Below are 12,129 nucleotides of genomic sequence, written 5' to 3' on the forward strand. Positions count from 1 at the left end.
CTTACAGATCAAAAGCGAACGGCCCGAACGCAAGTTCGGGCCGTTTTGTTTGGCCCCTGCGTCCTTTCGTCGCCTTAGAGGATTGGACAAGAGATCGGCAGGATCGGTCTAACGCCGGCCGTGCGACATGCCCCAATGCTTGTCCGCTGTCGCAACATTCACGCGGCGAGAAAAACAAGGAGAAGCGATCATGTCATATCGAACGACCGCTTTCGTTGCGGCTTTCTGCGTGCTGGCATCCACGGCAAGCCTTCGCGCGGAGACGACGGAAGAACGCCTGCGACGCGGCGACGAGGTTGTTCGATCACTCAATGCCGGCAGCAGCCAGCCGACCCTCGAAGACCTGCGCGCCGAATTTCCATTTCTCGCCGATGCGATCACGGGCTACGCCCTCGGCGACGTCTGGGCCCGGCCGGTTCTCGACGCACGCACGCGACAGCTGGCAGCCGTCGCCGCTTTCGCGGCGCTGGGGCATCGGCCGTTCATGAAGATCCATGCGAACTACGCGCTCAACGCCGGCGTGAAAGAGGAAGAGCTGAAGGAGATCGTCTATCTGACGACCGTCCATGCCGGTTTCCCGCGCGCCATTGAGGCGGCGCAGACACTGAGTGAACTGTTCAAGGAGCGCGCACCGAAGCCGCGAGCGGCGAGGTGACAAGAGCATAGAAAAAAGGCCCGAACGCAAATTCGGGCCTTTTCTGTTGTCTCTCGCTGTCGTCACCCGGCCTGCAATGCGGGCCAAGGTGTATGCGCGCTCTCTACGGGAACATCGCGGGCTGATCGATGCCCAGCGTCTCGGCAAAGCCAAGCACCAGATTCATGTTCTGCACCGCCTGCCCCGATGCGCCCTTGGTGAGGTTGTCCAAGGTCGAGACGATGATCGCACGGCCCGGGATACGGTCCGCGGCAACGCCGATGAAGGTCATGTTGGAGCCGCGCACATGCCGCGAATGCGGCGTCTTGCCGAATGGCAGGATGTGCACGAACGGCTCTTTCTCATACTGCTTCACCAGCACCTCGTGGAGATCCTGCGCCGTCTTGCCCCGCCGGCCACGCACATAAATGGTCGAGAGAATGCCGCGGTTCTGCGGCAAGAGATGCGGCGTGAAGCTAACAACAACCTCCTTGCCGGCAGCCTTGGAGAACTCCTGATCGAGCTCCGCCATGTGCCGGTGATGGCCGACACCATAGGCGTTGAAGCCTTCGGACACTTCGGAGAACAGCATCTCTTCCTTGGCCGAACGCCCTGCGCCCGTCATGCCGGACTTGGCATCGATCACGATCTCATCGGTCTCGATGGAGCGCGCCTTCAAGAGCGGCACCAAAGGCAGGATCGCGCATGAGGTGTAGCAGCCGGGATTGGCGATGAGCCGCGCCTTCTTGATGTCGCGCCGATAGATCTCAACGAGGCCGTAGACGGCTTCCTTTTGCAGCTCCAGCGCATGATGCTCGTGGCCGTACCACTTGGCATAGGCTGCCGCATCCTCAAGCCGGAAATCGGCAGAGAGATCCACCACCTTGGTCTCGGGCGCCTTGGCCAGAAGATCCTGCAGCACCTTCTGCGTGGTCGCATGCGGCAGCGCGCAGAACACCAGATCGAGGCCAATGGTCGTCCAGTCGACGGAGTCGATGCTTACGAGCGTCGGCAGTTCATAGGGTGCGAATTGCGGGAACACATCGCCCATCGCCTGGCCGGCGCGCCGGTCGGCCGTCAGCAGCACGAGCTCGACCTTGGGATGGCGCAGCAGCAGCCGCACCAGTTCGGCTCCGGTGTAACCGGACGCACCGAGAATGCCGATTTTCTTCTTCGTGCTCATCCCATAAATCCTTCGGCCTCAGCCATAGCAGTCAATTGTGTCGCCTCTTCCGCAAACAAATGCGGCCGCAATTTGCGCATCGCATTTGAAATCTCGAACGCGGCAGGCTGCGGCCGCAGCGCCAGTGCGCTCATGACAGCCAGATGATCGGCATCTGACTTGTGCTGGTTGAGCTTGGAGCTACCCTCCACCTCGTCCACTGTCATCACCACACCGACGATCGCCTTCTTCATCGCCTCAAGCCGCCCCGCCGCCATCTTATCGGAGGTCCAGGGCTTCTTCGGCGCCAGCCGTGTTTCGAACCTTGCGCTCAGCGCGTCAAGATGCGCGCCCAGTTCACCACCCGACAGGATGCGCACCGGTCCGGTGAGATGGACCGCCTGATAGAGCCAGGTCGGCACCTGATCGGGCGATACGTACCAGTCGGCCGACACATAGGCATCAGCGCCCAGGATGGCCATGGCCCATGGCGTCACGCCGTCTGCAAGCTTGAGCAGCGGATTTTGTCGCGCAAGGTGAAAGGCCAGACGCGGCGTGCCGTCATTGCCGTAGTCGAGGCAGAAAGGCACCGCGGAGGCGATCGGCTTCCTGCCATCGAAGGCGCAGACCGTGCCGAAGCCGCGAGCGTCCGCAAACGCAAGTGCGTCGGTCCGGTCGGTCTGAAATTTGGGCGGCGTATACATGACGGGCTCCTTCCTGAGTGAAGGCCGCCGGATGGGTCGCGCTGCTGTTTGGGAGAAAGACTGCCGCGGACCATATCCGGCGGCAGTGAGAGATCGAAACGCTTATGCGCGCATATCTCCACCTGCCGCGAGAATGCGGCGGCGGCGGGCGATGATGCTGGTCGCAAGGTTGATCATGGGCGCGGTCATAGGGCCGCGCCCGCGATCCGTCAAGATCACCAGAGCGCAGACCTCAGAGAACTGGGCTCCACGGTGCCGGCACGACGCGGTAGCCGTTGCCATCCTTCTCGACGAAACCGTTGGCCGGGAACGGATAGTGGAAGCCTTGCACCCGCATCCTGTCGGCGACCAGCATGTCATAGACCTTGCGGCGGGTGGCTTCGGCCTGCACCGGATCCTGGTCGAAATTCACGTGCCAGCCGGGATTGGCGGCGAATAGCGCCGGAAGGTTGGTGACGTCCGACTGGATGAAGACCTTGTCCGATCCGGACGACAGCACATAGGACGTGTGGCCCGGCGTGTGCCCAATCGAGGCGACAGCCAGCAGCCCGGGCGCGACGTCCTTGCCCCATTCATAGGGCGTAACCTTCTTCTTCAACCCGGCCTCGAACACCCGCCGATTGTTCTTGAACAGACCGGTCATGCGATCGCCGGTGGCACGGCTCATCTCGCCGTCGTCCATCCAGAACTTCCACTCTACTGCCGGCACCAGCACTTCGGCATTGGGAAACGCCAGCACGCCGTCCGCCGTCAGCAGGCCGTTCACATGATCGCCATGGAAGTGCGAGATCACGACCATGTCGATCATCTTTGGATCGATCCCTGCAGCCGTCATGTTGGTAATGAACTGACCGACATTGCCCTTGCTACTGGCATAGGCGCCCGGCCCGTTGCCGGTGTCGATCACCACCAGCTTGCCACCGGTGTTGATCACCAACGGCGCATAGAAGTTGGTGATCTGATCTTTCGGCAGAAATGCCGTGGCGAGCACGGCATTGATATCATCGCGTTTGGCGTTGGAAATATAGGTATCGGCCAGCGGAAACGTCGCCGCACCATCGGAAATGGCGTTCACCTGGATATCGCCGACCTTGTAGCGATAGAAACTCGGCGCCTGCTTATCGGCCGGCGGTGCGGATGCCTTTGCCGGGGCCGATGAAAGCAGTGGCGTCGCTGCGAGCGCGGCGGCACCCGCCAGTGCGTGTCGTCGTGACAGATCCATGAAGTCTTCTCCCTTGCTTTGCATGGTCGCTGTTGGCGCGACTCCGGCGCAGAGACTGGCACGACACGCCGGCGGAGGCGACGGGTCTTTGCGAGGGCAACCGGCCTGCGCTGCACCGCAGGCCGGGAATTGTCGGGCTTCGTTAGATCACCGGGCTCCATGGCGCCGGCACCAGTCGATAACCACTGCCATCCTTCTCGACGAAACCGTTGGCCGGGAATGGATAGTGGAAGCCCTGCACACGCATCTTCTCGGCCACCAGCATGTCATAGACCTTGCGGCGCGTGGTTTCCGCCTGCGCCGGGTCCTGGTCGAACATCAGATGCCAGCCGGGATTGGTGACGAACAGCGACGGATGGTTGGTGACGTCGGACTGAATGAACAGCTTGTCGCTGCCGGACGACAGCACGAACGAGGTGTGGCCAGGCGTATGGCCGACCGACTCCACGGCGAGCAGGCCTGGCGCGACGTCCTTGCCCCATTCATAGGGCGTGACCTTCTTCTTCAGCCCATCGTTAAAGAGCTTGCGGTTGCTGGCGAACAGACCCTTCATGCGGTCATTGGCGGCCTTGGCCATCTCGCCATCGTCGTTCCAGTACTTCCACTCCGCGGCCGGAACGAGGACTTCGGCATTCGGAAAAGCCGGCGTGCCATCGGCGGCCAGAAGCCCGTTCACGTGATCGCCGTGGAAATGCGAGATCACGACCATGTCGACGTTCTTGGCGTCGATACCAGCGGCGGCCATGTTGTTGGCGAACTGGCCGACATTGCCCTTGGTCGCCGCGAGGGCTCCGGGGCCGTTGCCCGTATCGATCACCACCAGCTTGCCGCCAGTGTTGATGACCAGCGGCGCAAAGTGGATGGTCATCTTATCCTTCGGCAGGAAGGCCTTGTCGAGCGCGGCGTTGACCTCATCCTTCTTGGCGTTGAGCACGAAAGTGTCAGCCAGCGGGAAAGTGTTGGCGCCGTCGGAAATCGCGTTCACCTGCGCATCGCCGACCTTGTAGCGATAGAAGCTCGGCGCCTGCTTGTCGGCCGGCGGAGCGGAGGCTTTGGCAGAGCCTGCGGTGAGCAATGGAGATGCGGCGAGCGCGGCGGCTCCGGCAAGGGCGTGGCGGCGTGACAAGTCCATGATGTTCTCCGGGGTGAAGCAGTGACAGGCGGGGACTGGCGGAACTATCTACCAGCGTTCGATGACTTCTGCGAGATGTCGCGGCATTCAGACACCGCGACATGTCAGCCCGTTGAACACCCGGGCGCAGCGGTTATTCCCCGCCGGACTACTTCAGCTTCCAGAGCCATTCGACAGCGACGGACAGGCCGTCGCCGAATAGCAGAAGCACGCCCGCCCAGATAAAGGCCGAAGTGAAGTTGGCGACCTGAAAGCGCCAATAGGGCATTTCGAAAATGCCGGCGGCCAGCGGCACCGAGGCCCGCAATGGGCCGAAGAAGCGGCCGATGTAAATGCTGGGCACGCCCCATTTCTTGACGAAGGCTTCGCCGCGCGGAAGCAGGTCGGGAAATTTGGACAGCGGCCAGATCTGCGCCACCTGGTCCTTGTATCTGAAGCCGAACCAATAGGAGAGCCAGTCGCCGAGCGCCGCGCCGAGAGCGCCGGCAATCAACACCGGCCAGAAGCTGATGCCGCTCGCGCCGACCAGTGCGCCGATGGCCACCAGCGCGCCCCAGGCCGGCAGCAGCAGGGAGATGAAAGCGAGCGATTCCCCGAAGGCCAGCAGCAGGACGATCGGCGCCGCCCAGACCTGGTTCTGGCGCACGAATTCGATCAGCCCGTGCATCCAGCCTTCCATATGGAGAGTGTCCCTTTACGGCTCTGGCCCGGCCGGATTGGCCGCGAACCGCTTTAACCTTCAAACGCCCGCGACAGGTAATCCGGCGGCGCCGATCACATCAAGTCACAACATCTGAGGGCCGATAGCCGCGGTGCGGGTGCCCACCGGTAAATTTGAACCTTTTCCAGGCCTCTGCGTCCAAGGTCAGAGACCGGCTTACCCAATGGCAACTCTGTACCGCCGTTCGGCTGACTTCCCGCCGGTTGTCAAAAATCAAGAACGCAAAGGACTGAAGATGATCGGATCGCTGATGATGTGCGTGAGTGCGCTGGTATTGCTGATCGGCATGGTCGCCGGCATCGTGATGGGCATACGCCAGGACTTCCTGCTGAGCCCCGCGCATGCGCATCTCAACCTCGTCGGCGGCGTGCTGCTGTTCCTGTTCGGGTTGTATTACCGCCTGATTCCCCTGGCCGGACGCTCGCTACTGGCCAAGGTCCAGGGCACGCTGCACATCGTCGGCGGCATCATGTTCCCTGTCGGCATCGGCATCACCCTGCTCGCCAACCACGCCTATATGGCCATTCCGATCATCGGTTCACTGATCATGCTCGCGGCCATGGCCCTCTTCGTTGTGATTGTGCTACGCACCGAGCGCTCTGGCACGGCCGCATGAGCCCCGAGGTCGCAGCCACATTGCCAACCTGAACGTGGCATAGTCACAGCAACGATTCGCCGCGCCGCCCGCGGCGCCAACCGAGACAAAACTTTAAGACATATGGCCAAGGCACAGAAATCAAACGCAAAAGCTGATCTTTTTGGTGGCGCCAACGCGCCAAAATCGGCTGCGGCACCGAAGGCGTCCACCCGCTCCGCCAATGCCGAAGACGGCTATACGGCCGCGGACATCGAGGTCCTCGAAGGCCTCGAGCCGGTCCGGCGTCGCCCGGGCATGTATATCGGTGGCACCGATGAAAAGGCGCTGCATCACCTGTTCGCCGAAGTGATCGACAACTCGATGGACGAGGCGCTGGCTGGCCATGCGACCTTCATCGAGGTGGAACTCACCGCCGACGGCTTCCTGTCGGTGTCGGACAACGGCCGCGGCATCCCGGTCGACCCGCATCCGAAACATCCGAAGAAATCCGCCCTCGAAGTCATCATGTGCACGCTGCATGCCGGCGGCAAATTCGACTCCAAGGTCTACGAGACTTCGGGCGGTCTGCACGGTGTCGGTGTCTCCGTGGTCAACGCCCTCTCCTCGCTGCTCGAGGTCGAGGTCGCGCGTAACCAACAGCTCTACAAGATGACGTTCGCCCGCGGCATTCCCCAAGGCAAGCTTGAGGATCTCGGCAAGGTTCATAACCGCCGCGGCACCCGCGTGCGCTTCAAGCCGGATACCGACATCTTCGGCGCCAAGGCAGCCTTCAAGCCGCAGCGTCTGTTCAAGATGGCGCGCTCCAAGGCCTATCTGTTTGGCGGCGTGAAGATCCGCTGGAAGTGCGATCCGGAACTGCTCAAGGGCCTCGAGGACACTCCGGCCGAGGACGAATTCCACTTCCCCGGCGGCCTCAAGGACTATCTCGCCGCGGCGATCCATGCCGATACGCTGGTGCATCCGGAGATCTTCTCTGGCAAATCCGGCCGCAATGGCGCCCATGGCGCCTGCGAATGGGCTGTCGCCTGGACCGCGGATGCCGACGGCTTCATGTCGTCCTATACCAACACCGTGCCGACGCCAGACGGCGGCACCCATGAAGCCGGCATGCGCAGCGCCATGCTGCGCGGGTTGAAGGACCACGCCGAACGCGTCGGCCAGGGCAAGCGCTCTGGCACCATCACTTCGGAAGACGTGATGGTCGGCGCCGCCGTGATGCTCTCGGTATTCGTGCGCGAACCGGAATTCCAGGGCCAGACCAAGGATCGTCTCGCGACCGCCGAAGCCCAAAAGATCGTCGAACAGGCCATCAAGGATCCGTTCGACCACTGGCTGTCCGGCAATCCCGTCCAGGCCAACAAGCTGCTCGAATTCGTGCTCGAGCGCGCCGACGAGCGTCTGCGCCGCCGCGCCGAAAAGGAGACTTCGCGCAAGACCGCGGTGAAGAAGCTGCGCCTGCCCGGCAAGCTCGCCGACTGCACCAATACCGCGACCGAAGGCTCCGAACTGTTCATCGTCGAGGGCGATTCGGCAGGCGGCAGCGCCAAGCAGGCGCGCGATCGCAAGACCCAGGCCATCCTGCCGCTGCGCGGCAAGATCCTCAACGTCGCCTCGGCGACCAAGGAAAAGCTGACGGCCAACGCGCAGATATCAGACCTCATGCAGGCGATCGGCGCCGGCACCGGCGCGCATTACCGCGAAGAAGACCTGCGCTATTCACGCATCATCATCATGACCGACGCCGATGTCGACGGCGCCCACATCGCGTCATTGCTGATCACCTTCTTCTACCGGCAGATGCCAAAGATGATCGATGAAGGGCATCTCTATCTCGCAGTCCCCCCACTCTACCGCCTGACCCATGGCAGCAAGACCGTCTATGCGCGCGACGATGCGCACAAGGACGCGTTGCTGAAGAGCGAATTCAACGCCAATGCCAAGGTCGATGTCGGTCGCTTCAAAGGTCTCGGCGAAATGATGCCGGCGCAGCTGAAGGAAACCACCATGGACCCGGCGCGCCGCACCTTGCTACGCGTGCAGCTGCTGCCGGAAGACCGCGACGGCACTGCTGACTCCGTTGAGCGCCTGATGGGCACCAAGGCCGAAGCGCGCTTTGCGTTCATCTCGGACAAGGCGGAATTCGCCAACGAGGAATTGCTGGACGTCTAAAAGCTCATTTCTCGGACACGCCCGGGCTACGCTGAAGTCGAACGCCGGGCGATCGCCGCCGGGTTTGCGGGAATCGAGCAAGCTTCAAAAATCGTCCGGGGAGCGCCAGGGAGCGATCTTTATTCCCTGTGATACTCATCGCCCCTCGCCGCCCGGCGTGCGAACGCCGGCGATCAGGATATCGACGAGCCGCTTGGCGCTGGCTTCCCAATTCGGACCTGCGCTGACACTGGCCACGCCGGCCAGTGCGCGCAACATGTCGAGCGGATCGAGATCGAGGCGGATGTCGCCATTGGCAACGGCGCGGTCGACCAGCATTGCCATCGCAGTTTTGATCTGCGTGCCAGCATCGGCATAGAGGTCCGAACAGCCGCCGACAATCGAACCCAGCACACCCGCCATCAGTTGCTTCGTCGCAATGTGATCGACGAAGATTCGCATCCAGGCGCGCAAGGCCTCCACCGGAGGATGTGTGGTCGCAAGTTCCGCAGCGGCCTCGGCAAGCTGCTGTGTCTCGTTGCGATAGACCGCCTCGACCAATGCGTCGCGGGTGGGGAAGTGGCGATATAGCGTCCCGATTCCAACGCCCGCGAGCCGAGCGATCTCCTCAAGACCCGCGGCCTCCCCCTTTTCGGCAAATGTCGCCTTTGCCGTTTCCAACAGCCGCTGACGGTTCCGCTGTGCGTCGATCCGGGGTCCGCGAACGACTTTCGGTTTGGCCTCCTGTGCCATTTTACGGTCTCCCCTTGATAAACGGAGGAAGCCTCCGCATTTAAACGGAGACGGCCTCCACTTATACTCTCAAAGCGCGGTTCGACAAGGCTCGATCGGCTCGGAGGCGCGTCGTGCCCAACACAAGGAGTTCCTCATGGCTTCACCTTTCAGCGCCACTTCCGCCACCGACGACGTGCTCGTTGGCGTCGACCTCCGCGGCAAGCGCATTCTGGTAACCGGCGTCTCGGCCGGGCTCGGCGTCGAGACGGCACGCAGTCTTGCTGCGAGGGGCGCGCAGGTGGTCGGAGCCGCCCGCGATCTCGCCAAGGCGCAAACCGCGACCACGCAAGTGCGCGCCGATGCCACCGGCGGCGGTGGCCTCGAACTGATCGCACTCGATCTCGGCTCGCTGGCCAGTGTCCGCGCCTGCGCCGATGCGCTGGTCGCGGCGGGCCGCCCATTCGACCTGGTGATCGCCAATGCCGGTGTGATGGCGCCGCCGTTCGGCCTCACTGTAGACGGCTTCGAGACCCAGTTCGGCACGAACCATCTCGGTCACTTCTTGTTGGTGAATCGCATCGCGTCGCTACTGTCTCCCACCGCGCGACTGGTCAACGTCGCTTCGTCCGGCCATCGCTTCGCCGATGTTGATCTCGATGATCCCAACTTCACCAAGGGCTCCTACGAGCCGTTCATCGGCTATGGCCGCTCGAAGACCGCCAACATACTGTTCGCCGTCGAGTTCGACCGGCGGCATCGGGCACGTGGCGTGCGCGCCACCGCGCTGCATCCCGGCGGCATCAAGACAGAACTCGGCCGCCATATGGGCGAAGCAACGATCGATGCCATGCTCGACGGCATCAATGCCGAGCTCGCTGCCGAGGGTAAACCGCTGTTTCAATGGAAGACCATTCCGCAAGGCGCTGCAACTTCGGTGTGGGCCGGCGTGGTCGCCAGCGCGGACGAGATCGGCGGCCGCTATTGCGAGAACTGCCACGTCTCGGAGATCGTCGACGGGCTGATCAATCCGGCCAGCGAAGGCGTGCGCGCTTACGCGCTCGATGCCGAACGCGCCAAGGCGCTATGGGCCAAGAGTGAGGAAATGGTTGGTGAGCGCTTCTGATCGCCCTGCCGAAATGAAACTGCGGTGATGAACCAAACAGTTGGTTCGTCACCGCCACAGCTGGCGCTTGAAACCTTTGGCTCCGTTCATTGTATCTATCCCATGCGCGCACCATTCCTTACCCTCGGCATTCTCGCTTTTCTGATCGGCACCCTCTGGATCGGCCAGGGCACCGGGCTCGTGAACTGGCCGAAATCCAGTTTCATGATCAGCCAGATGCAGTGGGCCTATTACGGCGCTGCCCTCGCCGCGCTTGGCGTCGGACTGATGGGACTGGCGCTCGTGCGGCGCTGACGCCCCCTTCCATCTTCCCGCCAGTCTTGCGATGATCCGTCCCAGACGCGCCGTAGAACGCGTAAGGAACAATCATGCGGGGCGGACAATCTTTGACCAGTAATCTCTTCGATCTCACCGGCAGGGTCGCCATTGTCACCGGCGGCAACACCGGAATTGGCCTCGGCATGGCGCGCGGGCTGGCGAATGCCGGTGCGACCCTCGTGATCGCCGATCGCAACCGCGATAATGCCGCTTCAGCAAAAGCCGAAGTGGAGACGTCCGGACATCCGGTACTCGCATTGACGACCGATGTTACCGCCCCGAACTCGATCGCGCAGATGGTGTCCGCAACGTTGAACGCGTTCGGCCGCATTGACATCCTCGTCAACAATGCCGGCATCAGCATGTCCGCGCCAATCGAAGAAATGACGCTGGCCGACTGGCAGAAGGTCATCGACGTCAACATGACCGCGCCTTTCATCTGCGCGCAGGCTGTCTACCCGACGATGAAAGCCGCAGGCCGCGGCAAGATCATCAATATCGCCTCGGTGTTGGCCACGCTCGGCGCCGGCGGCGCGGCGAACTACACCTCAAGCAAAGGCGGCATCCTGCAATTCACCCGCGCGCTGGCGACTGCCTGGGCTGCGGACAACATCCAGTCTAACGCCATTCTGCCAGGCTGGATCGACACCGACCTGACCAAGCGCGCCAAGGACATCCGACCCGAACTGCACGATCGCATTCTCGGGCGCGTGCCGGCGCAGCGCTGGGGCAGGCCTGATGATCTTGCGGGCGCGGCCGTGTTCTTGGCCAGCGGGGCTTCCAACTTCGTCAACGGTGCCGCGCTCACGGTCGATGGTGGCTTTTCAATTCAAGGCTGATGCAATGAGGACAACACCATGACTGCAGGACTGTTCGATCTCTCCGGCAAAGTGGCCATCGTCACCGGCGGCAATGGCGGCATCGGGCTCGGCATGGCGCGGGGTCTGGTGCAGGCCGGCGCCGCCATCGCCGTGGTCGGACGCAACCAGACGAAATCCAAGGATGCCGTCGCGGAATTGACTGAGAGCGGCGCCAGGGCGGTCGCCATTGCGGCCGATGTGACCGACAGGACCGCTGTCGATGGAATGATCGCACGCGTGCTGAAAGAACTGGGCCGCATCGATATCCTCATCAACAATGCCGGCATCAACATCCGCAAGCCGCCGCACGAGATCGCACTCGACGAATGGGACAGCGTGATCAAGACCAATCTCACCAGCGCCTTTGTATGTTCGCAGGCGGCGCATCCGGCGATGAAGGCCGCGGGCGGTGGCAAGATCATCAATATCGGGTCGATGCTGTCGATCTTTGGCGCGTCTTTCGCGCCAGCCTATGCCGCCAGCAAAGGCGGCATCGTGCAGTTCACCCGCTCCTGCGCGGTCGCATGGGCGCCGCACAACATCCAATGCAACGCCGTTCTGCCGGGCTGGATCGATACCGAACTGACACAGAATGCGCGCCGTGAAATCGACGGCCTGCATGACAAAGTACTGGCACGAACGCCCGCCGGCCGCTGGGGCGCGTCGGGAGATTTCGCGGGCATTGCCGTGTTCCTGTCGTCGCGCGCGTCGGACTTCGTCACCGGAACGGCAATCCCCGTCGACGGCGGCTTCTCGGTGCAGGGATAGCCTC

The 12,129-nt window shown here is 62.5% G+C and carries 13 protein-coding genes; 7 read left to right on the top strand and 6 right to left on the bottom strand.

The features are described 5' to 3' along the window. Positions 1–190: 190 nt before the first annotated feature. Positions 191–655, top strand: a complete 465-nt coding sequence (locus SFY93_RS19355) for a carboxymuconolactone decarboxylase family protein (RefSeq protein WP_320444236.1) — start codon at positions 191–193, stop codon at positions 653–655. Between the two features lie 103 nt (positions 656–758). Here SFY93_RS19355 and argC read toward each other — a convergent pair whose 3' ends face one another. The 5 genes from argC to SFY93_RS19380 form a co-directional block, all read right to left on the bottom strand. Beyond that, positions 759–1,817, bottom strand: a complete 1,059-nt coding sequence (gene argC / locus SFY93_RS19360) for an N-acetyl-gamma-glutamyl-phosphate reductase (RefSeq protein ID WP_320444237.1) — start codon at positions 1,815–1,817, stop codon at positions 759–761. Beyond that, positions 1,814–2,500 (bottom strand): FMN-binding negative transcriptional regulator, encoded by a 687-nt coding sequence (locus tag SFY93_RS19365; RefSeq protein WP_320444238.1) that lies wholly within the window; start codon positions 2,498–2,500, stop codon positions 1,814–1,816. Before SFY93_RS19365 ends, argC begins: the two co-directional genes overlap by 4 nt. Positions 2,501–2,732: 232 nt before the next feature. Next, positions 2,733–3,722, bottom strand: coding sequence for an MBL fold metallo-hydrolase (locus tag SFY93_RS19370; RefSeq protein WP_320444239.1), 990 nt, complete (start codon positions 3,720–3,722; stop codon positions 2,733–2,735). A 142-nt stretch (positions 3,723–3,864) separates the two neighbouring features. Beyond that, positions 3,865–4,854, bottom strand: coding sequence for an MBL fold metallo-hydrolase (locus SFY93_RS19375; RefSeq protein ID WP_120289450.1), 990 nt, complete (start codon positions 4,852–4,854; stop codon positions 3,865–3,867). Positions 4,855–5,002: 148 nt separating this feature from the next. Beyond that, a complete protein-coding gene (locus tag SFY93_RS19380; protein WP_093758436.1) occupies positions 5,003–5,533 on the bottom strand; it encodes a DedA family protein in 531 nt (176 codons plus the stop codon). Positions 5,534–5,810: 277 nt separating this feature from the next. On the opposite strand from SFY93_RS19380, the gene SFY93_RS19385 reads away from it, so the two are divergent. Together SFY93_RS19385 and parE are read left to right on the top strand one after the other, a co-directional pair. Continuing rightward, on the top strand, positions 5,811–6,191 hold the full coding sequence (locus tag SFY93_RS19385; protein ID WP_093758435.1) for a hypothetical protein: 381 nt from the start codon (positions 5,811–5,813) through the stop codon (positions 6,189–6,191). Positions 6,192–6,293: 102 nt separating this feature from the next. Further along, positions 6,294–8,342 (top strand): DNA topoisomerase IV subunit B, encoded by a 2,049-nt coding sequence (gene parE, locus SFY93_RS19390; protein WP_309946110.1) that lies wholly within the window; start codon positions 6,294–6,296, stop codon positions 8,340–8,342. 135 nt (positions 8,343–8,477) lie between these two features. On the opposite strand, the gene SFY93_RS19395 is transcribed toward parE, so the two are convergent. After that, positions 8,478–9,074, bottom strand: coding sequence for a TetR/AcrR family transcriptional regulator (locus tag SFY93_RS19395; RefSeq protein WP_320444240.1), 597 nt, complete (start codon positions 9,072–9,074; stop codon positions 8,478–8,480). Between the two features lie 136 nt (positions 9,075–9,210). On the opposite strand from SFY93_RS19395, the gene SFY93_RS19400 reads away from it, so the two are divergent. From SFY93_RS19400 to SFY93_RS19415, 4 genes are all read left to right on the top strand, one after another. After that, on the top strand, positions 9,211–10,179 hold the full coding sequence (locus SFY93_RS19400) for an SDR family NAD(P)-dependent oxidoreductase (RefSeq protein WP_320444241.1): 969 nt from the start codon (positions 9,211–9,213) through the stop codon (positions 10,177–10,179). Positions 10,180–10,281: 102 nt separating this feature from the next. Beyond that, on the top strand, positions 10,282–10,473 hold the full coding sequence (locus tag SFY93_RS19405) for a hypothetical protein (RefSeq protein ID WP_093759084.1): 192 nt from the start codon (positions 10,282–10,284) through the stop codon (positions 10,471–10,473). Positions 10,474–10,565: 92 nt separating this feature from the next. Beyond that, on the top strand, positions 10,566–11,336 hold the full coding sequence (locus SFY93_RS19410; RefSeq protein ID WP_320444242.1) for an SDR family NAD(P)-dependent oxidoreductase: 771 nt from the start codon (positions 10,566–10,568) through the stop codon (positions 11,334–11,336). A gap of 18 nt (positions 11,337–11,354) precedes the next feature. Beyond that, positions 11,355–12,125: an SDR family NAD(P)-dependent oxidoreductase gene (locus SFY93_RS19415; RefSeq protein WP_320444243.1), complete on the top strand. Its 771-nt coding sequence runs from the start codon at positions 11,355–11,357 to the stop codon at positions 12,123–12,125. The last annotated feature ends 4 nt before the right edge of the window (positions 12,126–12,129 follow it).

It is taken from the genome of Tardiphaga sp. 42S5 (assembly GCF_034044155.1).
Lineage (GTDB): Bacteria > Pseudomonadota > Alphaproteobacteria > Rhizobiales > Xanthobacteraceae > Tardiphaga > Tardiphaga robiniae.

Bases quoted from the DNA above. Each gene is read 5' to 3' on its own strand.
- SFY93_RS19355 (WP_320444236.1), top strand. From the start codon at position 191: ATGTCATATCGAACGACCGCTTTCGTTGCGGCTTTCTGCGTGCTGGCA.
- argC (WP_320444237.1), bottom strand. From the start codon at position 1,817: ATGAGCACGAAGAAGAAAATCGGCATTCTCGGTGCGTCCGGTTACACC.
- SFY93_RS19365 (WP_320444238.1), bottom strand. From the start codon at position 2,500: ATGTATACGCCGCCCAAATTTCAGACCGACCGGACCGACGCACTTGCG.
- SFY93_RS19370 (WP_320444239.1), bottom strand. From the start codon at position 3,722: ATGGATCTGTCACGACGACACGCACTGGCGGGTGCCGCCGCGCTCGCA.
- SFY93_RS19375 (WP_120289450.1), bottom strand. From the start codon at position 4,854: ATGGACTTGTCACGCCGCCACGCCCTTGCCGGAGCCGCCGCGCTCGCC.
- SFY93_RS19380 (WP_093758436.1), bottom strand. From the start codon at position 5,533: ATGGAAGGCTGGATGCACGGGCTGATCGAATTCGTGCGCCAGAACCAG.
- SFY93_RS19385 (WP_093758435.1), top strand. From the start codon at position 5,811: ATGATCGGATCGCTGATGATGTGCGTGAGTGCGCTGGTATTGCTGATC.
- parE (WP_309946110.1), top strand. From the start codon at position 6,294: ATGGCCAAGGCACAGAAATCAAACGCAAAAGCTGATCTTTTTGGTGGC.
- SFY93_RS19395 (WP_320444240.1), bottom strand. From the start codon at position 9,074: ATGGCACAGGAGGCCAAACCGAAAGTCGTTCGCGGACCCCGGATCGAC.
- SFY93_RS19400 (WP_320444241.1), top strand. From the start codon at position 9,211: ATGGCTTCACCTTTCAGCGCCACTTCCGCCACCGACGACGTGCTCGTT.
- SFY93_RS19405 (WP_093759084.1), top strand. From the start codon at position 10,282: ATGCGCGCACCATTCCTTACCCTCGGCATTCTCGCTTTTCTGATCGGC.
- SFY93_RS19415 (WP_320444243.1), top strand. From the start codon at position 11,355: ATGACTGCAGGACTGTTCGATCTCTCCGGCAAAGTGGCCATCGTCACC.